Origin of the sequence: Herbaspirillum sp. LeCh32-8, from assembly GCF_017814915.1 — a bacterium.
In the GTDB taxonomy this organism is placed as follows: domain Bacteria; phylum Pseudomonadota; class Gammaproteobacteria; order Burkholderiales; family Burkholderiaceae_D; genus Herbaspirillum.
On record NZ_JAGIPZ010000003.1, the window covers coordinates 128,371 to 154,784 of the forward strand.

Consider the following 26,414-nt stretch of genomic DNA (forward strand, 5'->3'; position numbering starts at 1 on the left):
ACTGCTCCTCTCAAGACTATTCAGGCGTCGCGCTTAGAACTTGTGACGCACGCCCACGCGCAGGACGTTCTGGCTGGAATCGTCAAACGGACCGAAGTCGCCGGCGTTGTTGATCACGCCCGGGTTGACAACATCCTTGGCGCGCAGGTTGCTGTACAGCGCGTAGACGTCGGTGCGCTTGGACAGGAAATAGTCCACGCCCAGGTTGAACTGGGTGGTCTTGCCCGAGGTCTTCAGGGTGCTGCCGGCGACGCGGTTGAAGTCCATGCGCGAATGGATCACGCTACCCAGCAGATGCAGGTTCTGGGTCAGGCTGTAGTCCACGCCGAGGTCGAAGATGTTAGCCTTGCGTGCGGTGCTCACCGACGGCAGCACTGCAGTCTGGTTGGCCACCACCGGGCGCTTGCCTTGCGACCATGCGCCGAACAGCTTGGCCGGACCGAACTGGTAGCTGGAGCCGATGGTGAAGGTCTTCAGGTTGGTATCGCCCGCAGCGGCCGCCGGGGTGATTTGTGCCGCCGACAGCTTGGTCTGGAAGTAGGCGCCGCCGATGCTGAACGGACCGTTGGAGTAGCTGCCGCCGATGCCGAAGCCCTGGCCGGCGGAGGTCTTGCCGGCCACTTCGCCGAACGAGTAGTACAGGCTGCCGACGAAGCCGCCCATGTTGTTGGTGTCGTAACGCACGGAGTTGTCGTTACGGCCGGTGGAGGTGCGGTCCAGGTTGTTGGCGTGGGCGCCCTTCTGGCCATTCTGGCCGAAGGCTTGCGCCGAGGTGTACTTGGAGCCGATGTCATCCAGGTAGTCCGCTTGGCGACCCACGGTCACGGTGCCGAAACCGCCCGACAGACCGACCACCGACTTGCGGTCGAAGATGGTCGCGGCCGAACCCATGGCGCCGGTGTCGGAGTTAAAGCCGTTTTCCAGAACGAACAGTGCCTTCAGGCCGCCGCCCAGATCCTCCGTGCCCTTGAAGCCGATGCGCGAGCTGGACAGTGCGCCCGATTCCATACCGAAGCGGGAACCGTTGCTGCCCGGCGTGGTGCCGCGGGAGACGCTGCTGCTGTACGAGATGGCAGTGTCGACGATACCGTAGATGGTGACGCTGCTTTGCGCTTGCGCGGCGGTCGAGGCGATCAGCCCCAGAGCGGCCAATGCAAATGCTGTCTTTTTCATGAATACCCCTGAAAGTTTGAAAATTTAAGGTCGAGTCGACCCCGGGCCCATTCTTAGGGCCCTATCGCATTCAGCCCCGACGAAGGCGCGAAACCGTCCCTACGGACATTCCCGTATTCGTCGAAGCCAAACAGAATGGCGATGTGTTTCGCGGCGGTGTCTCACCCTCGCGCCGCGTTGTGTACAGGGCTCTGTGGCCCATTGGAGCGGCCGCGCATGCTGGTGCGCGCCGGCCGGCATTGTCATTGCGCTGATTGCCGACCAAACGTCAGCGTTTTGTCAGCTATCTGCTACGAGGCGGACTATACGGCCCAATTTTTACTGCTGTGTTACATGAGTGAAATTTCTTTCATTTTCCTCAAGAGGCGTCAAGCAGTCGATCACGGCAAAGCCCTGCCGGGGCCGCCGTTTTCGCCGGGCATCTGATACCGGGAAAAAGAGCAACGTCGCATAACGTGTCTCCATCCCGCATTGGCGCCTGCCGGGAGCGTTTTTCATTCCTGGGATAGAATCGACAGCCTAGTCAGCGATACACCTCCCGCACCGCCGCTTCTTTTCCGACGGCCCCGCTCATGTGTTTGCCAGCCCCCGCGACATCCGCCCCGCAGCCTGCACGCCGCGCCGATACCGCTTATGCTTCATGAGCCGGTGCAACGATGCGCCGGCCGGAAGGTCGGATGAAACGACTCCACCCGCCGGGATACGCCTGGCGGCAGCGGCGCCGCCGCCAAACCCAACGAGCCTGTTTGCCATGAATACCGTCCTTGAACGTCCCGCCCTGCTGTCCCAGCGTCTCAAGCACGAGACCGCTGCATTGCATGAACTGATGCACGACCTGATGGAGCGAGCCCAGCCGTTTGCCAGCCGCGAACAATACGCGCGCTTCGTCGCCGCGCAATACCACTTCCAGCGCGACGTCGAGCACCTCTTTGCCGATCCTGCGATCCAGGCCGCCGTGCCCGACCTGCAGGTGCGCGGCCGCGAGGCTGCCGCGCTGGCAGACCTGGCCGACATCGGCGCCGCCGCCGGCGAAGAAGTCATCGTCACCCGCGACGTCACCATGCCGGAGGCGCTGGGCTGGCTGTATGTGTCGGAAGGCTCGACGCTGGGCGCCGCCTTCCTGTTGAAGGAAGTGAAAGACAAACTCGGCCTGTCGGAGACCTTCGGCGCGCGCAATCTGGCGGCTTATCCGGAAGGCCGGGCGCTCGTCTGGCGTCGCTTCGTCAGCTTTCTCGACCAGCCGACGCTGGCCGCCGACCAGCATGACGCCGTGCTCGATGGCGCAGCCGCCGCCTTCAGTCGTTTCGGCGAACTGCTCAAGCGCCACTTCGATCTGGCCTGATCCGCCGGTGGATGCTTCTTCGCCATCGCCGGATCACTCCCGCGATCCCCAGAAGTCCGGTTGCGAGACTGCGCCTTCACAACAACTGGCGCCGCCCCGCACGCGCTGGCTCTGGCTGGCGCTGGCCTATGCCAGTCTGGGCATGGGGATCGTGGCCGTGTTCATCCCCGGCATTCCGACCACCGAATTCATCCTGCTGTCGGCCTGGGCCGCCGGCAAGGGTTCGCCGCGCCTGCAACGCTGGCTGGAAAGCCACCCGGTGTTCGGCAAGATGATCCACAACTGGCGCCACGGCCGCGTGGTGGCGCGACGCGCCAAGATCAGCGCCTCGCTGATGATGAGCCTGTGCCTGGTGATCATGCTGCTGACCGTGAAGCATCGCTGGATCATCGTGCTGGCCGCGTTGGGCATGGCGGCCGGGGCGATGTGGATGTGGTCGCGGCCGGAGCGGGTGGAAGATGCCAAACCCGGGGACGGGATGGCCGATTAGGCATGCTGTGCAAAACAAAAGGGCCGCTGCTTGCATGCGGCCCTTTTGCTTTCATGCTGCAGTTTCTGTTCAAGGCGCGTTCAACGACGCTGGGTCCCGGCCTGCGCCGGGACGATAGGTAGTGTGTGTGCTCGACCAGCCGGGGGCAAATTTCTTCTTCCTGGGACGAGGAGTGGATGAGCTCGATCAACCGAGGGCTCAAGTTCCTTCCCCGGTGTCGTCCCGGCGCAGGCAGGGATCCAGTGTCTTTCGTCACGCTTCGCTGAAAACAAAAAGCCTGCGCAGCTCCCACTGCGCAGGCTTTTTTCATTGCATCAGTCGACGCCGAGGCAACTCAGGTCAGCGCCGACGACACCTTCCACAGGTCGACGTCGCCGTCGGTGGCGTGACTATCGATCTGCTTCAGCTCATCGGCGGTGAAGTCGGCCTTTTTCAGCGCATCCAGCGAGTCGTCCAGCTGCTCGACGGTGCGTGCGCCGATCAGCGCCGAGGTCACACGCGCATCACGCAGCACCCAAGCGATCGCCATCTGCGCCAGGGTCTGGCCGCGTTTCTTTGCGATCTCGTTGAGGGCGCGGATGCGCTCCAGGTTGTCAGGCGAGAGCATGCGCTGCGGCAGCGAAGGCGCGCGGGTCACGCGCGCGCCCTCGGGCACGCCGTCCAGGTACTTGGAGGTCAACAGGCCCTGCGCCAGCGGCGAGAAGCCGATGCAGCCCACGCCCAGTTCGCCCAGCGTGGGCAGCAGGCCGCCTTCGATGCTGCGGTTGAGCATGGAGTAGTTCGGCTGGTGGATCAGCAACGGCACGCCTTCGCTCTTCAGGATCGCCGCGGCCTTGCGCGTGAGCTCGGGTGAGTACGACGAGATGCCGACGTACAGCGCCTTGCCCTGGCGATGCAGCTGGGCCAGGGCACCCATGGTTTCTTCCAGCGGCGTGTCGGGGTCGACGCGGTGCGAGTAGAAGATGTCGACGTAATCAAGTCCCATGCGGCGCAGGCTGTGTTCGCAACTGGCGATCAGGTGCTTGCGCGCGCCGCTGGGACCGCCGTAGGGACCCGGCCACATCTGCCAGCCGGCCTTGCTGGAGATGACCAGCTCGTCGCGATAGGCCGCGAAATCCTTGGCCAGCCAGCGGCCGAAATTCTCTTCGGCGGAGCCGGCCGGCGGGCCGTAGTTGTTGGCCAGGTCGAAGTGGGTGACGCCGCGATCGAAGGCGCGGCGCAGCACGGCGCGGCCGGTCTCGAAATTGTCGACGCCGCCGAAGTTCTGCCATAGTCCCAGCGAGATGGCCGGCAGCAGCAGGCCGCTCTTGCCGGTGCGGCGGTAAGGCATCCTGCCATCGTAACGGGACGGATCGGCGATATAGGTCATGGTTGTCCTTGTTCTTGATTGGAGTGCGACGGCATAGGCGCGCGCCATCGGAGGGGAAAGCCCGGCAAAGTCTACGCCGCCGTTGCTGCTTTTTTAAATGCAATATAACGATGCGATTGATCTGTCTGGCAGATGGATCGCCTGCGCCTCTTGCGCCGCCCAGGCATCCGCGCGCTCAGCGCGCCGGCAGGATGATGGTGGCGATCAGGCCGCCTTCCGGATGGTTGCGCAGCAGCAGCTCGCCGCCGTGCGCCTGCACGATGTTGCGCGAGATGCCCAGGCCCAGGCCCATGCCGCCGCTGTTCTGCGAGCGTCCGTGCTCCAGCCGCACATAGGGCTGGAACAGCGTGCCCATGGCGTCTTCCGGTACGCCCGGGCCGTGGTCGCGGATCTCGATTTCCACCAGCGCGCCGCCCACGCCCTGCGAGGGGCGGATCGCGATCTCCACCCTCTGGCCGTAGTACAGCGCGTTGTCGAACAGGTTGCCGATGGCGCGCTTCAGGGCCAGCGGCTTGGCTATGACGTTGATGCCCGAGGGCGTGAAGGCGATCTCGTGCCCGGCCATCTTGGCGTCGCGGATCATGCGCGTGACCAGCGCGTCGAGGCGCACCTCGGTACGGTTCTCGTGGATGTCGCTGTCCTTCACCGATTGCAGCGCGCCCTTGACCATCATGTCGAGCTCGTCGAGGTCGTCGTGGAATTCGGAGCGCATCTCGTCGTCGTCCATCAGCTCGGTGCGCAACTTCAGGCGCGTGATGGGCGTGCGCAGATCGTGCGAGATCGAGACGAACAGGCGCTCGCGATCTTCCAGATAACGCTTGATGCGCTCGCGCATGCCGGAGAAGGCGCGCGCGGTCTTCACGTATTCGCGGCTGCCGGTGCCGGGCAGCTGGGGCACGGTCTCGCCCTTGCCGAAGGCCTCGGCGGCATCGGCCAGCGCCGCCAGCGGACGCGTGGTCCAGCGCACCACCAGGATCGACAGCAACAGAATCGCCGCCAGCGACAAGCCCTGCAGCACCAGGCGATCCAACCACAGCGGATTGTCGCTGTCGAGGAAATAGGGATTGGGCATCAGCGCCGCCAGGTAGAGCCAGCGACCGTTCTCCACCTGCATCTGGATCACCAGCACCGGCGCCGAATTGGGCTTGGTCAGCAGGATGTGCTGGGCCCAGTTGTCGGGCAGATCGCCGACCTTGAGGCCGTCATTGGAGACCTGCAGGCCGTCCGGCCAGGCGAAGTCCAGTTTGGCCTCGGGCATGAAGGGCAGGTCGTCGCGCAGGGTCTGCGCGGCGGCGTCGATGGCGACCTTGACCAGCGGGCTGTCGCCGAACGGCGCGACCGGCACCGCGGCGCTGTTGGCATTGATGAAGAAGCGCGTGCCGCCCATCTCGCGCAGCTGCTGGATCATCAGCGGCCGGTAGTTGGCGGGCAGGCTCATGAAGTAACGGATCGCCACCGAGGCGCTGTGCGCCAGGTGCTGCGCCGCCACGCGGGTCTCGGCCTCGGACTTGCTGCGCAGCTGCGCGGCCCAGATCAGGCCGCCGGCCACCTGGGTCACCAGCACGCCGAAGATCATCACCACCGACAGGCGACCCAGCAGCGAATCCGGCAGCATCCAGTCCAGCAGCGCCGCCATGCGGCCGCGCAGCGTGGCCGGCCGCGCATGCGGCGCGGTCGCGGGCGGGACCAACGGTTCTGCGGCGGTGGCGGGTGCGGCGTCGTTCATCACGATAACGGGGAAAACCGCGCGATCACGCGGCGGCCGCGCTGACGTCGGCCGAGAACACATAGCCGGCGCCGCGCACGGTCTTGATCAGGTGCGGCTGGCGGCCGCCGTCGTTCAGGCGCAGGCGCAGCTTGCTGATCTGCACGTCCAGCGAGCGATCCAGCGGGCCGGCATCGCGCCCGCGGGTTTCCTCGCACAGCACGTTGCGGTCCAGCACGTCGCCGGGGTGCTCGACGAAGTACTTCAGCAGCTGGTAGTCCATACCGGTCAGCGAGATCGCGGCACCGGCGCTGTCGACCAGCGTGCGCTCCACGGTGTCGAGCGTGAAGCCGACGAAGCGGTAGTAGCGCGGCGCATTGGCGCTGTCGATGCCGATGCGGCGGTGGATCGCCTTGATGCGCGCCAGCAGCTCGCGCGGGCTGTAGGGCTTGGCGATGTAGTCGTCGGCGCCCAGCTCCAGGCCGACCACGCGGTCGGTCTCGTCGGAGCTGGCGGTCAGCATGATGATGGGCACGTTGGACTTGCGCCGCACGGTCTTGCACAGCGCGAAGCCGTCGGTGTCGGGCAGCATCACGTCCAGGATCACCAGCGAGAGCTCATCGGCAAAGCGCGTGAACTCGGCCAGGAAGGCCGCGCCGTCGTGCGCCAGGCGCACCTCGTACTGGTTCTTTTCCAGATAGGCCTTCAGCAGCGTGCGGGTCTTCTGGTCGTCGTCGACAATCAATATCTTGCGTGTCATGGCTGTCGCTCCATCTCCATTCGTCATTCTTGTCAGTCGTTGCGATTGCGCGAGAGGGTTCGCGCGATCGCCGCCAATCGCTTCTGCGCCTGCTCTTCCGTGACGTTGCGGTCGAGGAAGAAGCGTTGCACCTCGGCGATGATGGCGTCCTTGGTGGTCTCGTCGGTGGCCATGCGGTGCACCAGGCTGGGTGCCTGGTAGGCCTGGCCTTTGCTGAAGGCGCGCCACGAGTCGCGCGCACAGCGGTCCATGTGCGGATCCGGCGCGCGCCAGACCGGGATGGAGCCCTTGAATTTATTGTATTCCGACTGCACCGCCGGCGAGGTCACGATCTGCGCCAGCGTTTCCTGCTGGGGCTGGTTGACGTAGCTGCCGGCAAACATGGCCAGCGTGTCGGTGCTGTACAGATGGTACTCGCCGGTGCCGGGCACCGGGGTGCAGCCGAACTGCTGGTCGGCCGTCAGCCCCCAGGCGTTGAACTCGCCCTTGGCCCAGTCGCCCATGATGAACATGCCGGCCTCGCCGTCGGCCATGCTGCGCGCCACTTCTGTCCAGGGCCGCTCGCGCACCGGCTGCGCCATGGCCTCGCCCAGCTTGCGCAGCTGGCGCAGGATGTGCAGCATGCGCGCGTCGGCATAGGCGCTGGGCGTCACGTCCACAAAGAGCCGCCGGTAATACGCGGGACCGCTCTCGGCCAGCGCCAGGTTCTCGAACAGCGTGGCCACCTGCCAGGCCTCGGCGCTTTGCGCCAGCGGCACGATGCCGGCCTCGCGCAGCACCCTGGCGACGCGGAAGAAGTCGTCCCAGGTCTTGGGCGGCGTCAGCCCCAGGCGATTGAATACCGCGATGTTGTAGAACAGAGTGTTGATGCGGTGAATGCCCAGGGGCGCTGCGACCACATGGCCGCGATTGTTCAGCAACTGCCACACGGTGGGGAACATCTGCTTTTCCCAGTTGCCCTGCACGGCGACGTTGTCCAGTTCCAGCAGCAGGCCGAGGTCGGCCCATTCGCCGAAGATCACGCCGTTCAACTGCGTCACCTCGGGCGCGCGATTGGCCAGCACCATGCTCTTCAACACCTTGACCGCGCCCATGCCGGCGCCGCCGGGGATGGAAATGTCGCGCCATTGGATATCCTGCCTGGCCAGCTGGTTCACCACCACGTCCAGCGCACGCCGCTCGCCGGCGGAGGTCCACCAGTGCAGCACCTGCAGCGAACGCTGCGGCGCCTGCGCCTGCGCGCCCTGCAGCATGCCTGCAAATGCGATCACCGCGAGCAGCCATGCGGCGGCGCCTCGAACGAGGGCCGGGCCGATGCGCGCGTCGACGGACCGTTTCATTTTTATCATTATGGTGATTGTCTCCAAACCGGGAGAGACTATAGCCGGGCGACTGCCGTTGCGCAATTTGCGAGAGCGCGCTACGGATGAGCTTGCGTCCGCTTGGACGCCTGAAAAATGATTAAGTCGCCTGATGTCGTGTAAAGAAATGTAAGCCTGTCTTTGTTTATCTTTATTCCCCGCTGTTGGTCCCCCGCCCCGCTTGCCCTTTCTTCATGCCGTGAAGTCGGCCGCCGCGCTTTCGGCGCATGTAAGGATATGTAATACCGCTCCGCGCCGCAGCATATTTTTATCCTTATGAATCAATAACTTATACATACCCCACCCCATCCTTGCGAATGCTCGCATCACACGCCCCTCGGTGCTAACGTCGCCCCGCTGCCTCTGCTGTTGCCCATCCCTCACGCATCCGGCGGCGACAGCAGTTCACATCAAGCAGGCATACCAACGATAAGCAAGGAGACCTTGATGCAAAACGCTAACAAAGCGGGCGGATTCCCGTTCGTGAAAAAACTGATCACAACTGCCACCTGCGCCGGCGCGCTGGCGCTGGCAATGGTCAGCGCCGCCCCGCACGCCCAGGCCGGTAACCTGACCATTGAAAGCTGGCGCGTCGACGACCTGCAGCTGTGGCAGGACGTATTGATCCCCGCCTTCCAGAAGAAGAACCCCGGCATCACCGTGAAGTTCTCGCCGACCGCGCCTACCGAATACGACTCCAGCCTGGCCGCGCGCTTGGCCGGCGGCACCGCCGGCGACCTGGTGGCCTGCCGCCCGTTCGACGTCTCGCTGTCGCTCTACAACAAGGGCCATCTTGAAAAGCTGGACGGCAAGCCTGGCATGGAATTCTTCGCGCCGGCCGCCAAGACCGCGTGGCAGACCGATGACGGCAAGGACACCTTCTGCATGCCGATCGCCTCGGTGATCCACGGCTTCTTCTACAACACCAAGATCTTCAAGGAGCTGAACCTGGAACCGCCCAAGACCGAGGCGGAATTCTTCAAGCTGCTCGACACCGTCAAGGCCAGCGGCAAATACACGCCGCTGGTGATGGGCACGTCCGAACAGTGGGAATCGCACCAGGTGCTGTTCACCGGCATCGGCCCCAACTACTGGAAGGGCGAGGAAGGCCGCAAGGCGCTGATCTCTGGCAAGGCGAAATTCACCGATCCGCAATTCGTGGCGGCCTGGGAATATGAAGCCAAGCTGGCGCAGTACCTGCCCAAGGGAGCTTCGGCGCAGACCTACAGCGACAGCCAGAACATGTTCGCGCTGGGTAAGGGCGCGGTGTATCCGGCCGGCTCCTGGGACATCGCCTACTTCAACGGCAAGCTGGACATGGGCGCCTTCCCGCCGCCGGTGCCCAAGGCCGGCGACGCCTGCTACATCTCGGACCACAACGACATCGGCATGGGCGTGAACAAGAAGTCCAAGAACAAGGAAGACGCCTACAAGTTCCTGGCCTGGCTGGGTTCGCAGGAGTTCGCCGATCTCTACACCAACAAGGTGACCGGCTTCTTCTCGCTGTCGAACCACCTGATCTCGGTGAAGGATCCGATCGCCAAGCAGATGATTGGCTGGCGCAAGGGCTGCGCCTCGACCATCCGCGTGAACTCGCAGATCCTGAACCGCGGCACGCCGAGCATGGAAAACGAGATGTGGAACGTCAACGCCCAGGTGCTGAACGGCAAGCTGGCGCCGAAGGATGCGGCCGCCAAGATCCAGGCCGGTTTCGCCAAGTGGTACAAGCCCCAGCAGTAAGCTGTCCGTGATCCTACTGCGAGGCCGTGATCCGGCATCGGGCGGTGCCCGGAATCCTCGTGTACATCAGTACACTCCGGTTCCTGCGCTCCGGCCGATACCGGCTGACGGCCTCTCGCTACGGATCACGAACAGCTTAAGGTGATCTGTTCACCGCCGACTTGGCACATAAAAACAAAGCTTCCAAGTCTTGTAAGCCCTCAGGAGACGCTGTGAAAAAAGTCCGCGCCTGGCAGCTGCTGGTATTCCTTGCGCCTGCCCTCATCATTTATTCCATGTTCAGCGCCCTGCCGTTGGCGGACACGCTGCGCCTGGGCTTTTACACCAGCAACGACGCCGGCGTGCAGAGCTTCGTCGGCCTCGACAACTACCGCACCATCCTGTTCGACCCGGACTGGTCGGCCGCCTTCTGGAACGCGATGTGGAACAACGTGAAGTTCTTCTGCATCCACATGCTGCTGCAAAACCCGATCGGCCTGCTGCTGGCGACGCTGTTCAGCCTCAAGGGCCTGCGCGGCGCGCGCACCTATCGCACGCTGATCTTCCTGCCCACGTTGCTGTCGGTGGTGATCATCGGCTTCATCTGGCAACTGATCCTCTCGCCGCTGTGGGGCGTGGGCGAAAAGCTGATGGGCCTGGTGGGCCTGGCCGACTGGTTCGGTCCCTGGCTAGGCCAGGAGTCGACCGCGCTGCTGACACTGTCGCTGATCTCGGTGTGGCAGTACATCGGCATCCCGATGATGCTGATCTACGCCGCGCTGCTGGCGGTGCCTGACGAGGTGCTGGAGGCCGCGCACGCCGAAGGCGCCTCGTCCATGCGCATCTTCTGGCAGATCAAGCTGCCGCTGATCTACCCGACGCTGGGCCTGGTGACCATCCTCACCTTTGTGGCCAACTTCAACGCCTTCGACCTGATCTACTCGGTCAAGGGCGCGCTGGCCGGCCCCAACTATTCGGCCGACCTCTTGGGCACCTACTTCTACCGCACCTTCTTCGGCTACCAGGCGCAGATCGGCAGCCCGACCATGGGTGCGGCCGTGGCCACGCTGATGTTCCTGGTGATCCTGGGCGGCGTGGGCGCCTACTTCGTCATGGTGCAGCGACGCCTGACCCGTTACGCGCTGTGAGCGCAAGGATGACCTGATGCCTTCTTCCTCCTCCACTCCCTACGCCGGTTCGGTCAAGCCCGCCGCGCCGCCGACGCTGGTGCAGCGCAGCTTCGGCCCGGCAGGCCACTTGTGGGTGCACTTCGTGCTGTGCATCTACGCGGTGATCGCGCTGTTCCCGATCGCGCTGATCCTGATCAACTCGGTCAAGACCCGCAACGCCATCTTCGAAGGACCGATGGCGCTGCCCACGGCCGAGACGCTGACCCTGGTCGGCTTCCAGAAGGTGCTCTCCGGCACGCACTTCCTGCTCTACTTCGGCAACAGCCTGGTGGTCACAGTGGGCTCGCTGGTGCTGATCGTGCTGTTCGGCGCGATGGCCGGATGGGCGCTGTCGGAATACAAATTCCCCGGCAACCGCTTCCTCAATTTCTTCATCGCCATCGGCATCATGATCCCGATCCGGCTGGGCACGGTCTCCATCCTGCAACTGATCGTGGCGCTGGACCTGATCAACACCCGCACCGCGCTGATCCTGGTCTACACCGCACAAGGCCTGCCGCTGGCGGTGATGATTCTGTCCGAATTCATCCGCCAGATCCCGGCCGAGCTGAAAGACGCCGCGCGCTGCGACGGCGTGGGCGAGATCGCGATCTTCTTCCAGGTGATCCTGCCGCTGATCCGCCCGGCCATTGCCACGGTGGCGGTGTTCACCATGATCCCGGCGTGGAACGACCTGTGGTTCCCGCTCATCCTCGCGCCCGGCGAAGACACCCGCACTGTCACGCTGGGCGTGCAGCAGTTCATCGGGCAATACGCCACCGACTGGAATTCGGTGCTGGCCGCGCTGTCGATGGCGGTGATTCCGATCCTGCTGTTGTACATGGCGTTCTCGCGCCAGCTGATCCGCGGCCTGACCTCAGGCGCCGTCAAGTAACCCCACTGGAATCGACATGGCAAACGTCAACATAGAAAACCTGCGCAAGTCCTACGACGGCAAAGCCGATGTGCTGGCCGGCTTGAACCTCGACATCCGCGACGGCGAGTTCTGCGTGCTGGTCGGCCCTTCCGGCTGCGGCAAGTCGACCCTGCTGCGCATGCTGTGCGGACTGGAAGACATCAGCGGCGGCCAGCTGGCCATCGGCGGCAAGGTGGTCAACCACCTGCCGCCGGCCGAGCGCGGCATCGCCATGGTGTTCCAGAGCTACGCGCTCTATCCGCACATGACGGTGTACAAGAACATGGCCTTCGGCCTGAAGGTGGCCGGCAGCAGCAAGAGCGAGATCGACCAGCGCATCCGCCACGCCGCCGGCATCCTCAAGATCGATCATCTGCTGGAGCGCCTGCCGCGTGAACTCTCCGGCGGCCAGCGCCAGCGCGTGGCGATCGGCCGCGCCATCGTGCGCAAGCCGCGCCTGTTCCTGTTCGACGAGCCGTTGTCCAACCTCGACGCCGCGCTGCGCGTGCAGACCCGGCTGGAGATCGCCAAGCTGCACAAGCAGCTGGCCGCCACCATCGTCTACGTCACCCACGACCAGGTCGAGGCGATGACGCTGGGCGACAAGATCGTGGTCATGCACGAAGGTCGCATCCAGCAGGCCGGCACGCCGCTGGAGCTGTACCAGCAGCCGCAGAACCTGTTCGTGGCCGGCTTCATCGGCTCGCCCAAGATGAACCTGATGGCGGCCACCGTGGCTGAGGTCGCGGCCGACGGCCTGGTGCTGGAGATCGCCGGCGGCGCGCGCCTGCGCGCCGAGGTGGCGCCGGGTTCGGCCAAGCCCGGCGACCACGTCACGCTGGGCCTGCGCGCCGAGCAGATCCGCGAGCACGGCGATGGCACGGAGCGCTTCGCCGGCGTGGTCAACCTGGTCGAACACCTGGGCGAGGCCAACTTCATCTACCTGACGCTGGACGGCGGCGTCGACATCGTGGTGCGCGGCGACGGCAACCGCAGCGTGGAGATCGGCGAGCGGCTGCAGCTGTCGGCCGACAGCCATGCCTTCCACGTGTTCGGCGCCGACGGCCAGGCGCTGCGCCGGCTGCGCCCGGGCAACCTGCAATCCTCGCGCCGTCATTGAGGCGCCGGCCATGGCATCCATCGACTACCTGCTGGGCGTGGACGGCGGCGGCACCAAGACCCTGGTGCGCCTGACGCGCGCCGAACGCCGCGCGCAAGTGCTGGCGCAGGCATCGGGCCCCGGCTCGGCGCTGCGCAACGGCGCCGGCCCCGCCTGGGACATCATCGGCGCCGCCATCGGCCAGGCCTTTTCCAATGCCGGCCTGACGCTGCCGCCGGTATCGCAGCTGGCGGTAGGCATCGGCATTGCCGGCTACAACGTGGAGCAGTGGGCGGCCGACTTTCGCGCCGGCGCGCCGGCCTTCGGCGCGCTGGAGATCGCCAACGACGGCGTGGCCACCTTGCTGGGCGCGCACGACGGCCGCCCGGGCGCGGTGATCGCGGTGGGCACCGGCACCATCGGCATCGCGGTGGACGGCGCAGGCCGGCAACGCGTGGTGGACGGCTGGGGCTTTCCCACCGGCGACGACGGCAGCGGCGCCTGGATGGGCATGCGCGCCGTGCACCATGCGCAGCAGGCGCTGGATGGACGTTCGACGCGCGGCCCGATGACCGACGCCGTGCTCGCGCTGTGCCGCGAAGAGGTCGCCAAGGACAAGCAGGACGAACGCGAGGCGCTGCTGGACTGGCTGGCGCTGGCCGACCAGGCCGCCTTCGCGCGGCTGGCGCGCCCGGTGGTGGCGCACGCGGCGGACGACACCGCCGCGCGCTCCATCCTGCAGGGCGCCGCCGCCGAGCTGACGCTGATGGCCGACGCGCTTGATCCCACGCAGCGCCTGCCGTTGGCCTTGTCCGGCGGACTGGCCGCAGCGCTGCAGCCTTATCTCGATACGCGGCTGCGCCAGCGCATCGTCCCGGCGCGCGCCGACGCCGCCGACGGCGCGCTGCTGCTGGCGCAACGCGCCATGAATTCTTTGAGCACCCGGGAAACGACACCATGAACACCATCAACAACATCCATGGCAACGTGCTGACGCCGCAGGGCTGGGTCAGCGGCGACATCATCTTCGACGAGCGCATCCGCTCCATCGAAGGCCGTCCGCTGCGACGCGAGCCGCGCATCATCGACGAGGGCGACTACATCCTGCCCGGCTTCATCGACCTGCACGTGCATGGCGGCGGCGGGCGCGACGTGATGGAAGGCGGCGACGCGGTCGACGCGCTGACGCGCCTGCACGCGCGCCACGGCACCACCAGCCTGCTGGCCACCACCATGACCGCGCCGCTGGACGAGCTGGAGCGCGCATTGACAGCCGTCGGCGCGGCCTGCCGCGAACGCGCGCGAGGCCACGCGCGCATCCTCGGCGTGCACCTGGAAGGACCGTACATCAACCGCGGCAAGCTGGGCGCGCAGCCCGACTTCGCCATCGAGGCGTCGCTGGAGCAGGTCGACTATCTCAACAGCCTGGCGCCGTTAAAGCTGATCACCATCGCGCCGGAGGTGGACGGCCACCTGAAGCTGGTCTGCAAGCTGGCCAACCGCGGCCTGAAGGTGCAGATCGGCCACACGCTGGGCAGCTACGATGACGGCGTGGCGGCGCTGGCGCACGGCGCCTCCGGCTTCACCCATCTGTTCAACGCCATGAGCGGCTTTCACCATCGCGAACCCGGCATGGCCGGTGCGGCGCTGGCGCATGCGAAATACGCCGAGCTGATCCCCGACCTGCTGCACGTGCACCCCGGCGCCATCCGCACCGCGCTGCGCGCCATCCCGCGCCTGTATTGCGTGACCGACTCCACCGCTGCGGCCGGCATGCCCGACGGCGATTATTCGCTGGGCCGCCAGGTGGTGCACAAATGCGCCGGCGGCGTACGCCTGGCCGACGGCACGCTGGCCGGCAGCACGCTGACCATGGACCAGGCGCTGCGCAACCTGGTGTCGCTGGGACTGGACGTGGCCGAAGCCTCGCTGCGCACCTCGACCTACGCCGCCGACTACCTCGGCCTGGCCGATCGCGGCCGCCTCAACGCCGGCTGCCATGCCGACATCATCGTGATGGACAGGCAATTCGCCATCAAGGCCGTTTATGTGGAAGGAGAGAAGATTGACCTCAGCAATGCCTAACGAGTCGCAGATGCTCAAGGAGGCGCGCTCGGCCGCCGAACACGTGGCCATGCAACTCATGCGCGAACGCGACCGCTATGCCGAGCTCGGCCGTCGCCTGCGTGCCGCGCCGCCTTCGGGCATCGTCACCGTGGCGCGCGGCAGCTCGGATCACGCCGCCGGCTACTGCGCTTACCTGACCATGGCGCGCCTGGGCCATATCGTGGCCTCGTTGCCGATGTCGCTGGTGACACTGAACCGCGCGCCGCTGATTGCAAAGAACGCGCTGGCGATTGCCATCTCGCAGTCGGGCCAGAGCCCGGACGTGGTGGAGCCGATTCGCTATTTCCGCGAGGGCGGCGCCACCACGGTGGCGCTGGTCAACAACGTCGACTCGCCGCTGGCGCGCGCGGCCGAATGGAGCATCCCGCTGCACGCCGGGGTGGAATCGAGCGTGGCCGCTACCAAGAGCTTCATCGCCAGCCTGGTGGCCGGCGCCTTGTTCACCGGCCATTGGCAGGACGACGCCGCCTTCCTGCAGGCGCTGGAACGCCTGCCCGACGCGCTGCGCAGCGCCGCCGAATGCAACTGGTCAACGGCGGTGGAAGCGCTCTACGGCAGCGACCGCATCATGGTGGTGGGACGCGGCATCGGCTTTCCGCTGGCGCTGGAGGCCGCGCTCAAATGCAAGGAAACCTGCGCCATCCAGGCCGAAGCCTTCAGCGGCGCCGAGATCAAGCACGGCCCGATGGCGCTGATCGACGACGGCTACCCGCTGCTGATGTTCGCCACCCGCGGCCCCAGCCAGGCCGGCATGGTGCAGCTGGCCGACGAGATGCGCCATCGCGGCGCCAAGGTCTTGCTGGCGGCCCCGGCCGACATCCCGCAGCGCGACTTGACGCTGCCGGTCGCGGCCACACCGGACTTGGATCCCATCGTCGCCATCCAGGCCTTCTACGTGATGGCCGCGCAGCTTTCCGCCGCGCGCGGACTGGACGCCGACAAGCCGCGCCACCTCAACAAGGTGACGCGCACCAACTAGCGCTCCGCTAGGCGGAGACGTAAGCCATGGTGGCCTGCATCAGGGCCACCACCTTGCTGCTGTCGCCGGAGAACGCCAGCACCTCGCCGCTGCACACCGCCAGCGACCTGCCCGCGTTCTGCACGCGCCCGAGCGCAACAAAGCGCTCGCCGACGGCCGGCCGCACGAAGTTCACCTTGAACTCCACCGTCACCACCTCGCACCCCGCCGGCGCCTTCGTCAGCGCAGCGTAGCCGCAGGCGTTGTCGAGGATGGTGGTGGTCGCCCCGGCGTGGTGGAAGCCCTGCTGCTGCGACAGATGCCGTGAAAACGGCAGCTCGATCTGCACCTCTCCCTCGGCCACTGACAACAAGCGCGCGCCCAGTGTCGTCATCAATCCCTGGGCGGCGAAACTGTCGGCGATGCGTTGCGAGATGTTGTTCATGTTGGTGTCTCCTTGTTTATTTTTGATGGTGTGGTCGGCATCTTCTCATGGTGGCGAAGCGGACGCATTGACATGTCCGGCGCGACGCTGATGCCGCGTCGGATGCAGCTCATGAAGCGCGGCGAACGACACTGGATCCCGGCCTGCGCCGGGATGACCGGTTAATTGGGACGGCGAGGCTGTGGTTCGATGTGGGAGATGCGACGGTTGGCGTGCTGATCGCTCTTCATTAACGTGCAACGAACGACACTGGGTTCCTGCTTTCGCAGGAACGACGGATTACAGAAGATAGCGAGCCGATGCATCGAAGCCGCAGGCGAGCAGCAAGCAAACGAGGCCGAAGGCGAGGATGAGCCGAGGCGATGCCGCAGGCGAGGCGGATGGCATTTCCCCTTGTGGGCCAGCCGGCGGAGTGCGGTGAAAAATGGATCAGCAAGGCAACCGGAGCGCAGCGACTTTGCCTTGCCCATTTTTCAGCGCGCTGCGCCGGGAACCCCGCAGGGGCTGGCACTTAGGGGCCGCCTTCTTTTGCTTACTTTTCTTGGCGGAGCAAGAAAAGTGAGCGGCTGCCGGGCCGCCCCCGGCGCTCCGTTTCGACCGGAGAAAGAAAGACGTGAAACCAGTACATCTGCATGCAGCAAGACCAGACTGCCCAACACGCCCAACACGCCCAACAACAAGCCCCCATGAAGCGCGACAAACGACACTGGGTTCCTGCTTTCGCAGGGACGACGGATTAAATTGAATGGAGAGTCTGTGCGTGCTGCTACTGATGAAACTTGACGCAGCTTGAGTGATGGAAATTAGCGCCGCAAAAGCGCGGCGAACGACGCTGGATCCCGGCCTGCGCCGGGATGACGGATTAAATAGGACAAAGAAAAGCTGACCGGCACCAAAGCAAACTACCCCTCCACCCTCTCCTGCCCAAACTTGATCAAATTCCCATCCGGATCCAGCACGTAAAGCTCATCCATCCCCCAGCCGGTGCGCACCACCTCCCCCAAGCCCGGCAAGCGCGGCTTCAACTCCGCATAGACCGCCGCCACATCCGGCACCCGCAGATAGCAAGACGTGTTCTCGGCAATGCGCCGGTCGTCGCACGCCCAGAAATGGATCTCGGTCTCGCCGCGCACCGCGATGCCATAGCCGTGGCCGTCGAAGCCGTGCACCGTGAACCCCAGCACCGACTCGTAGAACGCCAGCGTGCGCGCCATGTCCAGCGAGGCCAGCACCGGCACGGATTTGCCAAAAGATGTTTTGTCCACAGCGTCTCCCGTTGTCTGATATCAACCGTGCTCGGCGGGCCGGCGATAGGCCCGGCTCGAAATCGCCACCGAATTGCCGTCCGGGTCCTTGGCGTTGGCAAAGCAATAGCCGTTGGCCTGGTGGGTGCTGCCGAACGCCAGTCCCTGCTGCGCGCACTGCGCCTTGAATGCCTCCACGTCCGGCACGCTGAACATCAGCTTGACGACGGCCTGCCCCTGGCGAACGCTCTTGGCGGCCTGGTGGATCAGCAGCTGGGCGCCCGATTGCGGCGAGTTCAGCTCGATCAGGCCTTCCACCATCTCGCCGCTGGTTTCGAAACCGAAATGCCGGCGATAGAAGTCGGCGCTGGCGGCGGGGTCCCTGGCGTACAGGAGAATGGTGTTGAGCAAGGGCGTTTGTGACGTCATGGCGGTAGGCGGGTCGGCAGTGAGACGAGTTGCGGTCGCCGTGACTCTAGCAAGGAAGTCTATTTTTTTCAGCGCTATTTGCATGCGCTGCAGACCCACGGCTGTGCCGGCGATGCCACATGTCATACCAAGGTGTTACGACATCTTATCTCCATCGATGGTAAAATCCGGCCTGCGCAGTGTCATCGCGCCCCGCTCCAGCGCCAGCGATAAGGCGCACGTCGGGACAAGAAAAAATGCCGGCCGCAAAGGCTGGATGAGATTTCGGAGACGAGTTGATTAACTCTGAAATTCCGGCACATGGTTACCATCCATCACCCAGACAGCGGCCGCTCCACACGCGCCGTGCACGCCACCGCAGACCCGCGGCCGGCGTTTCCTCCAGTCGACATCGTCAACTCCCCGCCGGCTCGCGCCGCGCGCGGCAGCGGTCTTGCCTTCGCCTTGCGCGGCGGCGCGGCCCGACGCTGCATCTGCGACAGCGCTTAGGCGCTTCCCTGACGTGATCACCGTCGCCACCGGTCGCTCCTGACCGGCGGCGGTCCTTTGCGCACGCCTTGCGGCCTGCGCCGGGGACAGGCGTTTGCCGGATTTCTCCGCCCCTGCGCCGCCATCTTCCCGGATGGCGCGCCGGTTGTTTTTCCACCAACAACACTCCGCTCACCATGTCGAAAACCAAGTTCAGCCCGTCGCGTCGCGCCGTCCTCGCGGCCACCGCGGCGGCCGTTCCCATCGTCTCGATCCCGATGTTCAAGCAAGCCCAGGCCGAAGGCCTTGAAGGCATCGAACTGCAGCACTACAAACCGGTGTTCTTCAGCGACGCCGAATGGATCTTCATCCTGGCCGCCTGCGACCGCCTGATTCCGGCCGAAGGCCGCGGCCCCGGCGCGCTGGAAACCAACGTGCCGGTGTTCATCGACCAGCAGCTCAAGGGCGGCCTGGGCAATGACATCTATCAGCAAGGCCCGCACCCGGCCAATCCGGCGCCCACACTGGGCTTCCAGATCCCGCACACGCCGCAGGATCTGTATCGCACCGGCATCAAACTGGCCCAGGAGGCCAGCCGGCAGCAATACGGCAAACCCTTCGACCAGCTCGACGCCAAGGACAAGGACGCACTACTGACCGGCCTGCAGAAAAACACCGTGGACTTCGCCGCGCTGGGCGTGGACACCATGAAGGCTTCGCAATTCTTCGGCCAGCTGCTGGGCGACACCAAGAACGGCTACCTGGCCGACCCCATGTACGGCGGCAACAAGGACATGAAGGCCTGGGTCGCGATCGGCTTCCCCGGCGCCCGCGCGGCGTACACCGAGTGGGTCGACCAGCACAACGTGAAGTACCCGCTGGGTCCGGTCAGCCTGTCGGGCAAGCGCGCCTGAGCGCCGCTGCCTGCCCTGCATTGACACCGAATGTGAATGCGCCTCGCGCGCCAATCAACGAATAGCTTACGTATGCCAAACATCACCAACGACGAAGTCGACGTCGTCATCGTCGGCCTTGGATGGGCCGGTTCCATCATGGCCATCGAACTGGCCCAGGCCGGCCTGAAGGTTCGCGCGCTGGAGCGCGGCCCGGAACGCCCGCCCGAGGATTTCGCCTATCCCAAGCCGGCCGACCAGTACGCCCACGCGACCCGCAACAAGGTCTTTGCCACCCCGCGCGACGCCGCCCTGACGGTGCGCTACAACACCGCGCAGCAGGCGCTGCCGACCCGCAAGTGGGGCGCCTTCGCGCCCGGCACCGGCGTGGGCGGCTCGGGCCTGCACTGGACCGGCGTGCTGATCCGTCCGACGCCCACCGACATCAAGCTCAAGACCTACGCCGACCAGGCCTACAAGCACAGCAACCTCGATCCCGAGATGCGCATCAAGGACTTCCCCTTCACCTGGAACGAGATCGAGCCGCACTACGACATGTTCGACAAGATCTGCGGCCTGTCGGGCAACACCGGCAACCTGAAGGGCAAGATCCAGCCGGGCGGCGATCCGTTCGAAGGTCCGCGCTCCAATCCGTATCCGCTGCCGGCGCTGCATGACACCTACAACAGCAGCCTGTTCGCCGACGTCGCCAGGAAGATGGGTTACCACCCCTTCCCCAATCCGTCGGCCAACGTCTCGACCGCATGGACCAACCCCTACGGCGCGCAGATCGCCCCCTGCAACTACTGCGGCTTCTGCAGCAAGTACCCGTGCCTGAACTACTCCAAGGCCTCGCCGCAGACCACTATCCTGGACGTGGTCAAGCGCATGCCGAACTTCGACTACAAGGTCAACGCGATGGTGATTCGAGTCGACCTGCATGCCGACAAGAAGACCGCCAAGGGCGTCACCTACATCGACGAGAACCAGAAGGAAGTGTTCCAGCCGGCCAAGATCGTGATCCTGTCCAGCTTCCAGTTCGCCAACGTGCGCCTGATGCTGCTCTCGGGCATCGGCAAGCCGTATGACCCGGTGACCGAAACCGGCACCATCGGCCGCAACTACGCCTTCCTGTCCAACGGCGGCGCCACGCTGTTCTTCAAGGACAAGCACTTCAACTCGTTCGCCACCGCCGGCGCCACCGGCGAAATGTTCAACGACATCTCGCCGGGCAACTTCAACGACGGCATCAAGCTGGGCTTCATCGGCGGCGCCAAGATCCACAGCTCGCAGGCATCCGGCGCGCCGATCGGCACCGCGCTGCCGCCGGGCACGCCGAGCTGGGGCCAGGGCTGGAAGGAAGGCATGGTGGACTGGTACGACCGCTCGATGAAGGTCAGCATCACCACCACCTGCATGTCCTACCGCGGCCATTTCCTGGACCTCGATCCGAAGTACAAGGATCCGTGGGGCCAGCCGCTGCTGCGCATGACCTTCGACTGGCGCCAGAACGAGCTCAAGCTGCAACGCTACCTGCGCGACATCGTGCTCAACATCTCCAAGGAGCTCAAGCCGGACTTCATGTCGGAAAGCTTCCTGGCGCTGGACTCGCACTGGGACATCACCAAGTACGTCTCCACCCACAACGTGGGCGGCGCGATCATGGGCGATTCGCCGCGCGACTCGGCGTTGAACAAGTACCTGCAGTCCTGGGATGTGCATAACGTGTTCGTCCCGGGCGGCAATGCCTTCCCGCAGAACTTCCAGGCCAACCCGACCGCCACCATCGGCGCCATCACGCTGATGGCCGCCGAGGCGATCAAGACGCAGTACCTGAAGAACCCCGGCCCGCTGGTCAAGGTGTGAGGCGCATAACATGAAAAAACTGAACCAACTGTTGGCCGTCCTGGCCCTGGGCCTGGCATCGGTGTCGGCAGCGCACGCAGCCGCCGACCAGGAATTGCTCAAGCGCGGCGAGTACCTGGCGCGCGCCGGCGACTGCATGGCCTGCCACAGCGCAGCCGGTAAGCCGGCCTTCGCCGGCGGCCTGGCCATCGACAGCGGCCACGGCATCATCTACTCCACCAACATCACGCCCGACAAGCAACACGGCATCGGCAACTACACCGAGGAGCAGTTCTCCAAGGCGGTGCGCCACGGCGTGCGCGCCGACGGCACCCCGCTGTACCCGGCCATGCCCTACCCGAGCTACGCCAAGGTCAACGACGACGACATCCACGCGCTGTACGCCTACTTCATGGAAGGCGTGAAGCCGGTGGCGACCACGCCGCCGCCGTCGGAGATGAGCTTCCCCTTCAACATCCGCTGGGGCATGAAGCTGTGGAACGTGTTCTTCGCCAATGACAAGCCGTTCAAGGAGCAGGCCGGCTGGAGCGGCGAGATCAAGCGCGGCGCCTATCTGGTCGAAGGCCTGGGCCACTGCGGCAGCTGCCACACCCCGCGCGGCTTCGCGATGAACGAGAAGGCCAGCGACAGTTCGCAGGAACAGTTCCTGTCGGGCGGCGAACTCAACGGCTGGAGTGTGCCTTCGCTGCGCGGCATGCCGCACTGGAGCGCGCAGGACATCGTTGACTACCTGCAGACCGGTCGCAACAAGACCGCGTCGGTGGGCGGCGAGATGAGCCTGGTGGTGGAGCACAGCACCTCGCACCTGAAGCAGGAAGACCTGAACGCGATCGCCGCTTATCTGAAGACCTTGTCCACACCGCCGGCGCGCACCGGCGGCGCCAAGCCGCAAGGCGCCGAGGCTACGGCGAAGAAGCTGACCGCGGCCAAGGACCTGACGCTGGGCGAGCGCCTCTATCTCGACAACTGCGCGGCCTGCCACTTCGTGACAGGCAAGGGCGCGCCGGGAATCTTCCCGGTGCTGGACGGCGCCTCGGTGGTCAACGCCGACAACCCGACCGGCCTGCTGCATGTGATCCTGGCCGGCGCGCGCACACCGTCGACGGCGAAGGCGCCGTCGGTGCTGGTGATGCCGGGCTTCGCGCACCGCCTGTCGGATGAGGAAGCGGCGGAACTGGCCACCTTCGTGCGCCAGGGCTGGAGCAACCAGGGCGACGCCGTCTCGGCGCGCCAGGCCGCCAAGGTGCGCGCAACGCTGGAGAAGCACTGATCCGGCGGCAGCACTTTGCACAGCGCAATGAACAAGGCCCGCATGGCAACATGCGGGCCTTTTTTTGCGGCGCGCTTTCATTGATCTTTCACTGCACTTTTTGCGCGCGCACCTGCCGCGGCGGTTGACCGCGCGCAGGCGAGAAGTCACCATAGACGCCGACTCCGAATCTTCCTCTTTCAACGCATGAACCAAACCCACGGCGCCACCTATCGCGGCAAACGCATCAGCGTTAGCTGCACGCCCCGGCGCGACGGCGACGTCGTCTGCGCGGTCAGCATCGACGGTGCGGCGTATCCGCAGCTGCGCGGCAATCCCTTCTCTTCGCTGATGGCGGCGCAGGTGGCGGGGGTCTCATTCGGGCGCGCGATGATCGATGCCGAGCTGGACGCCGACACCTCCGAGCATCGCGGCGTCTTCATCAAGGTGTCGGCCAGCGAGCAGCGCGACGGCAGCTGGGTGGGCAGCTATCACCTGCATCGCAACGACAATCCGGTGCCGTTCCGGCGCGTGGTGTGCGAGGAGCTGCGCGGCAATTCATCGGTGGAAGTGGAGCAGCACGCGGCCGAGCGCGCGCGCCAGGCGGTGGATGCGGATATCGCATCCGGTCGGCTGTGACGCAGACGCTGCGGACTTAAAAAAGGCGGCTCAGGCCGCCTTTTTCTTTGGCACCGGCGCGCCGCCCTGCGACAGGATCGCCGTCAGCAATCCAGGGAAGCGGCCCTCGATATCGGCGCGGCGCAGCGTGTTCATGTGCGAGGTGCCGGTGTTCTCGGTCAGCACCAGGCCGGCCTCGCGCAGCACCTTGAAGTGATGCGAGACGGTGGACTTGGGACGCCCGCCGTCGAGCTCGCCGCAAGTCGCGCAGGCGACTTGGGACAGATGACGCACGATGTCCAGGCGGATCGAGTCGCTCAGCGCATAGAGCACGCGCTCGAGCACCAGCTCATCGGCGGCGGGGTGTTTGTAGGGACGCATGGGCAGGATGATACACCTTGGGTTATACTCATTCCATAGTTCGAATATATTCGAACTAACGAAATTGATGAGCGTGTCCGATATGCCGCACTGATATCGGTCCGCTGTCTCCCCGATCCTGACTTGATCCTTCGCATTGCCCGGCGGCATCGACGGCGGCACAGTTGCTCCGTCGACAATAACCGGCAACGCCAACGATCGCAACCCATAGCAAAAGGTCAACATGTCCGCCCTGTTCCAGCCCTACAAACTCAAAGACGTCACCCTGCGCAACCGTATCGCGGTGCCGCCGATGTGCCAGTACATGGCCGTCGACGGCCGCGCCAACGACTGGCACCTGTCGCACTACGCCAGCATCGCCCGCGGCGGCGCCGGCCTGGTGATCGTGGAAGCCACTGCGGTGGCGCCCGAAGGCCGCATCACGCCGGCCTGCACCGGCATCTGGTCCGACGAGCTGGCGCAGGCCTTCGTGCCGGTGGTCAAGGCCATCAAGGACGCCGGCTCGGTGCCAGGCATCCAGATCGCCCACGCCGGCCGCAAGGCCAGCGCCAACCGTCCATGGGAAGGCGACGACCACATCGCCGCCGGCGACGCGCGCGGCTGGGACACCATCGCCCCCTCCGCCATCGCCTTCGGCAAAGGCTTGCCCAAGGTGCCCCGCGCCATGGACCTGGACGACATCGCCCGCGTGCGCCAGAACTTCGTGGACGCCGCCATCCGCGCCCGCGACGTCGGCTTCGAGTGGCTGGAGCTGCACTTCGCCCACGGCTACCTGGCGCAGAGCTTCTTCTCGGCGCACTCCAACCAGCGCGACGACATCTACGGCGGCAGCGTCGAGAACCGCGCGCGTTTCCTGTTGGAAACCCTGCGCGCGGTGCGCGAAGTGTGGCCGGAAAACCTGCCGCTGACGGTGCGTTTCGGCGTGATCGAATATGACGGCCGCGACGAGCAGACCATGCTGGAATCGATCGGCCTGGTACGCGAATTCCGCAAATCCGGCATGGACATGATCAGCGTCTCGGTCGGCTTCACGATTCCCGAAACCAACATTCCCTGGGGCCCGGCCTTCATGGGCCCGATCGCTGAGCGCGTGCGCCGCGAAGCTGACGTCCCGGTCTCTTCCGCCTGGGGCTTCGGCACGCCGGAGATCGCCGAGCGTGTGGTCAAGGAAGGACAGCTGGATGTGGTGATGGTCGGCCGCGCCCACCTGGCCAACCCGCACTGGGCCTACCAGGCGGCCAAGGAACTGAACGTGGAGCGCGCCTCCTGGACGCTGCCCGCGCCTTACGCGCACTGGCTGGAGCGCTACTGATGCGCTGCGCGCCGGGGCGAGCTGCTCCGGCGCGCATGCGGATGCCCGGGTGCGCCAAGTACTCGGGAATTCCCTGACCGGGAATTACCTGACGGCCTTTGCCGCCCTTCTCAGGTTTTCCACTACAGCCATCGTGAACGCCCTTCCCTAAGATGAAACCATCTTAAGGAGATCACCATGTTCACCACCTTCCTGATGGCAGCTTTCTTCACCCTGATCGCAGTCGCCGGCTCGGCCGTGGCCATTTACCTGTTCGCCGAGGCCAAGTGGAACAAGCATCCGCTGGCGCAAGTTTCTTATCGCCGCGTCGAGCGCTTTTCCGCCGCCTACTGATTACGGCGCGCGCTGCAGCCGACGCTGCGGGCGAGCGCAACCGACCTGGGATCTGTCGCCGCGACGACACCCGACCGATGTCTCCTCTGAATCCTGTGGGATTTGGTTTTCACCCCCGGCCGCAAGTCCGGGGGCTTTTTTTTGCCTGAACGGCAAGAAGGAAGGACAGACAGCAATAAAAACGTCGATCAGTAGAACAACAAGGTAATCAACGGCACGCTGGAGAGCAGCAGGCAGCCAAGGAAGGCGGCGAGGAACAACAGTTTTTTCTTTCGGGTGGCCATGGGTGATCCGGCAATCAAGGGTGGGCGCGGGAGCGCGACACCGAAGTGTACCGCTCCCGGCGCGCTCAGGCCATGCCGTTGCGCCCGAAAGTGCGGAAACCGGCACGCTCGTTGAGCCGGTCGTAGTAAGCCGCCACCGCCGGCAGCTCCGGATGCGCCAGCGGCGTGCCGAACCAGCGATTGACCGACAGCCCGACCGGAATATCGGCCAGCGTGAAACGATCGCCCGCCACAAAGGCGCCGGTCTGCTGCAGCCGGCCCTCCAGCGTGCGCATGAAGCCGCTCCAGTTGTCCACCGAGGCCGCCAGCTGCTGCGCGTCGCCATGCGTCGGCGATTTGCGCACCAGCGCCATGAAGGCGTAGCTCCAGGCGCGGTTGAGGTCGCTGGCTTGCCAATCGATCCACTGATCCACGCGGGCGCGCTCGCGCGGCGCGGCCGGATACAGTTCGCTGTTCTGGCGATTGGCCAGATAGCGCAGGATGCTGTTGGACTCCCACAGCACGAAGCCGTCGTCATCGATCACCGGCACCATGGCGTTGGGGTTCATCGCCACAAAGGACGGCTCCCGCGTGGAGCGAAAACCGCTGCCCCAGTCTTCGCGGCGAAACGCGATGCCGAGCTCGACGCAGGCCCAGAGCACCTTGCGTACATTGATGGAACTGTCCCGGCCGTAGATCGTGAGCACGCGTTTCTCCTGTGGTTG

At 65.2% G+C, this 26,414-nt stretch carries 26 protein-coding genes; 16 read left to right on the plus strand and 10 right to left on the minus strand.

From position 1 onward, the window contains the following. Window positions 1-33: 33 nt before the first annotated feature. A complete protein-coding gene (locus J8I26_RS08290; protein WP_209606021.1) occupies window positions 34-1,173 on the minus strand; it encodes a porin in 1,140 nt (379 codons plus the stop codon). A gap of 216 nt (window positions 1,174-1,389) precedes the next feature. On the opposite strand from J8I26_RS08290, the gene J8I26_RS08295 reads away from it, so the two are divergent. From J8I26_RS08295 to J8I26_RS08305, 3 genes are all read left to right on the plus strand, one after another. Further along, window positions 1,390-1,599 (plus strand): hypothetical protein, encoded by a 210-nt coding sequence (locus tag J8I26_RS08295; protein WP_209606022.1) that lies wholly within the window; start codon window positions 1,390-1,392, stop codon window positions 1,597-1,599. 325 nt (window positions 1,600-1,924) lie between these two features. Next, window positions 1,925-2,515, plus strand: coding sequence for a biliverdin-producing heme oxygenase (locus J8I26_RS08300; RefSeq protein WP_209606023.1), 591 nt, complete (start codon window positions 1,925-1,927; stop codon window positions 2,513-2,515). A gap of 7 nt (window positions 2,516-2,522) precedes the next feature. Beyond that, a complete protein-coding gene (locus J8I26_RS08305; protein WP_348635303.1) occupies window positions 2,523-3,005 on the plus strand; it encodes a YbaN family protein in 483 nt (160 codons plus the stop codon). A 334-nt stretch (window positions 3,006-3,339) separates the two neighbouring features. On the opposite strand, the gene mgrA is transcribed toward J8I26_RS08305, so the two are convergent. The 4 genes from mgrA to J8I26_RS08325 all read right to left on the minus strand — a co-directional run bounded on the left by mgrA (window position 3,340) and on the right by J8I26_RS08325 (window position 8,188). Continuing rightward, the gene (gene mgrA, locus J8I26_RS08310; protein WP_209606025.1) at window positions 3,340-4,374 is read right to left on the minus strand and encodes an L-glyceraldehyde 3-phosphate reductase; all 1,035 of its coding nucleotides are present in this window, start codon (window positions 4,372-4,374) and stop codon (window positions 3,340-3,342) included. Window positions 4,375-4,549: 175 nt separating this feature from the next. Further along, complete coding sequence (locus J8I26_RS08315) at window positions 4,550-6,010, minus strand: ATP-binding protein (RefSeq protein WP_209606431.1); 1,461 nt, start codon at window positions 6,008-6,010, stop codon at window positions 4,550-4,552. A 115-nt stretch (window positions 6,011-6,125) separates the two neighbouring features. Then, window positions 6,126-6,839 carry a response regulator transcription factor gene (locus tag J8I26_RS08320; RefSeq protein WP_209606026.1) on the minus strand — a complete coding sequence of 238 codons (714 nt, stop codon included), beginning with the start codon at window positions 6,837-6,839 and terminating at the stop codon, window positions 6,126-6,128. A 32-nt stretch (window positions 6,840-6,871) separates the two neighbouring features. Further along, window positions 6,872-8,188: an ABC transporter substrate-binding protein gene (locus J8I26_RS08325; RefSeq protein WP_209606027.1), complete on the minus strand. Its 1,317-nt coding sequence runs from the start codon at window positions 8,186-8,188 to the stop codon at window positions 6,872-6,874. Between the two features lie 546 nt (window positions 8,189-8,734). Here J8I26_RS08325 and J8I26_RS08330 point away from each other — a divergent pair. The 7 genes from J8I26_RS08330 to J8I26_RS08360 all read left to right on the plus strand — a co-directional run bounded on the left by J8I26_RS08330 (window position 8,735) and on the right by J8I26_RS08360 (window position 16,209). Further along, window positions 8,735-9,940 (plus strand): ABC transporter substrate-binding protein, encoded by a 1,206-nt coding sequence (locus tag J8I26_RS08330; protein WP_209606433.1) that lies wholly within the window; start codon window positions 8,735-8,737, stop codon window positions 9,938-9,940. A gap of 212 nt (window positions 9,941-10,152) precedes the next feature. Next, the gene (locus tag J8I26_RS08335) at window positions 10,153-11,067 is read left to right on the plus strand and encodes a sugar ABC transporter permease (protein ID WP_209606028.1); all 915 of its coding nucleotides are present in this window, start codon (window positions 10,153-10,155) and stop codon (window positions 11,065-11,067) included. A 16-nt stretch (window positions 11,068-11,083) separates the two neighbouring features. Then, complete coding sequence (locus J8I26_RS08340) at window positions 11,084-11,983, plus strand: carbohydrate ABC transporter permease (protein ID WP_209606029.1); 900 nt, start codon at window positions 11,084-11,086, stop codon at window positions 11,981-11,983. 16 nt (window positions 11,984-11,999) lie between these two features. Next, window positions 12,000-13,124, plus strand: coding sequence for a sn-glycerol-3-phosphate ABC transporter ATP-binding protein UgpC (ugpC, locus tag J8I26_RS08345; RefSeq protein ID WP_209606030.1), 1,125 nt, complete (start codon window positions 12,000-12,002; stop codon window positions 13,122-13,124). A 10-nt stretch (window positions 13,125-13,134) separates the two neighbouring features. Further along, window positions 13,135-14,064 carry a BadF/BadG/BcrA/BcrD ATPase family protein gene (locus J8I26_RS08350; RefSeq protein WP_209606031.1) on the plus strand — a complete coding sequence of 310 codons (930 nt, stop codon included), beginning with the start codon at window positions 13,135-13,137 and terminating at the stop codon, window positions 14,062-14,064. Continuing rightward, entirely contained in the window at window positions 14,061-15,188 is a 1,128-nt protein-coding gene (gene nagA / locus J8I26_RS08355; RefSeq protein ID WP_209606033.1) for an N-acetylglucosamine-6-phosphate deacetylase, read from the plus strand. The genes J8I26_RS08350 and nagA overlap by 4 nt, the downstream gene beginning before the upstream one ends. A gap of 10 nt (window positions 15,189-15,198) precedes the next feature. Continuing rightward, the gene (locus J8I26_RS08360; RefSeq protein ID WP_209606435.1) at window positions 15,199-16,209 is read left to right on the plus strand and encodes an SIS domain-containing protein; all 1,011 of its coding nucleotides are present in this window, start codon (window positions 15,199-15,201) and stop codon (window positions 16,207-16,209) included. A 7-nt stretch (window positions 16,210-16,216) separates the two neighbouring features. Here the strand turns inward: J8I26_RS08360 and J8I26_RS08365 are convergent, their stop codons facing one another. The 3 genes from J8I26_RS08365 to J8I26_RS08375 all read right to left on the minus strand — a co-directional run bounded on the left by J8I26_RS08365 (window position 16,217) and on the right by J8I26_RS08375 (window position 18,306). Further along, window positions 16,217-16,633 (minus strand): PaaI family thioesterase, encoded by a 417-nt coding sequence (locus J8I26_RS08365; RefSeq protein ID WP_209606036.1) that lies wholly within the window; start codon window positions 16,631-16,633, stop codon window positions 16,217-16,219. A gap of 902 nt (window positions 16,634-17,535) precedes the next feature. Beyond that, entirely contained in the window at window positions 17,536-17,847 is a 312-nt protein-coding gene (locus J8I26_RS08370) for a VOC family protein (RefSeq protein WP_209606437.1), read from the minus strand. Window positions 17,848-17,919: 72 nt separating this feature from the next. Further along, window positions 17,920-18,306 (minus strand): VOC family protein, encoded by a 387-nt coding sequence (locus J8I26_RS08375; protein ID WP_209606038.1) that lies wholly within the window; start codon window positions 18,304-18,306, stop codon window positions 17,920-17,922. 665 nt (window positions 18,307-18,971) lie between these two features. On the opposite strand from J8I26_RS08375, the gene J8I26_RS08380 reads away from it, so the two are divergent. The 4 genes from J8I26_RS08380 to J8I26_RS08395 all read left to right on the plus strand — a co-directional run bounded on the left by J8I26_RS08380 (window position 18,972) and on the right by J8I26_RS08395 (window position 23,421). After that, a complete protein-coding gene (locus J8I26_RS08380; RefSeq protein WP_209606039.1) occupies window positions 18,972-19,688 on the plus strand; it encodes a gluconate 2-dehydrogenase subunit 3 family protein in 717 nt (238 codons plus the stop codon). 72 nt (window positions 19,689-19,760) lie between these two features. Then, complete coding sequence (locus J8I26_RS08385; RefSeq protein WP_209606041.1) at window positions 19,761-21,533, plus strand: GMC family oxidoreductase; 1,773 nt, start codon at window positions 19,761-19,763, stop codon at window positions 21,531-21,533. Window positions 21,534-21,543: 10 nt separating this feature from the next. After that, window positions 21,544-22,803 carry a cytochrome c gene (locus J8I26_RS08390; RefSeq protein WP_209606043.1) on the plus strand — a complete coding sequence of 420 codons (1,260 nt, stop codon included), beginning with the start codon at window positions 21,544-21,546 and terminating at the stop codon, window positions 22,801-22,803. 186 nt (window positions 22,804-22,989) lie between these two features. Further along, the gene (locus tag J8I26_RS08395) at window positions 22,990-23,421 is read left to right on the plus strand and encodes a hypothetical protein (protein ID WP_209606044.1); all 432 of its coding nucleotides are present in this window, start codon (window positions 22,990-22,992) and stop codon (window positions 23,419-23,421) included. A 30-nt stretch (window positions 23,422-23,451) separates the two neighbouring features. Here the strand turns inward: J8I26_RS08395 and J8I26_RS08400 are convergent, their stop codons facing one another. Next, complete coding sequence (locus J8I26_RS08400) at window positions 23,452-23,781, minus strand: helix-turn-helix domain-containing protein (RefSeq protein ID WP_209606046.1); 330 nt, start codon at window positions 23,779-23,781, stop codon at window positions 23,452-23,454. A 223-nt stretch (window positions 23,782-24,004) separates the two neighbouring features. On the opposite strand from J8I26_RS08400, the gene J8I26_RS08405 reads away from it, so the two are divergent. After that, a complete protein-coding gene (locus tag J8I26_RS08405; protein ID WP_209606048.1) occupies window positions 24,005-25,093 on the plus strand; it encodes an NADH:flavin oxidoreductase/NADH oxidase in 1,089 nt (362 codons plus the stop codon). A 177-nt stretch (window positions 25,094-25,270) separates the two neighbouring features. After that, window positions 25,271-25,426, plus strand: a complete 156-nt coding sequence (locus J8I26_RS08410; protein ID WP_209606050.1) for a hypothetical protein — start codon at window positions 25,271-25,273, stop codon at window positions 25,424-25,426. A gap of 349 nt (window positions 25,427-25,775) precedes the next feature. Here the strand turns inward: J8I26_RS08410 and J8I26_RS08415 are convergent, their stop codons facing one another. Continuing rightward, window positions 25,776-26,396: a glutathione S-transferase gene (locus J8I26_RS08415; RefSeq protein ID WP_209606052.1), complete on the minus strand. Its 621-nt coding sequence runs from the start codon at window positions 26,394-26,396 to the stop codon at window positions 25,776-25,778. Window positions 26,397-26,414: the final 18 nt, after the last annotated feature.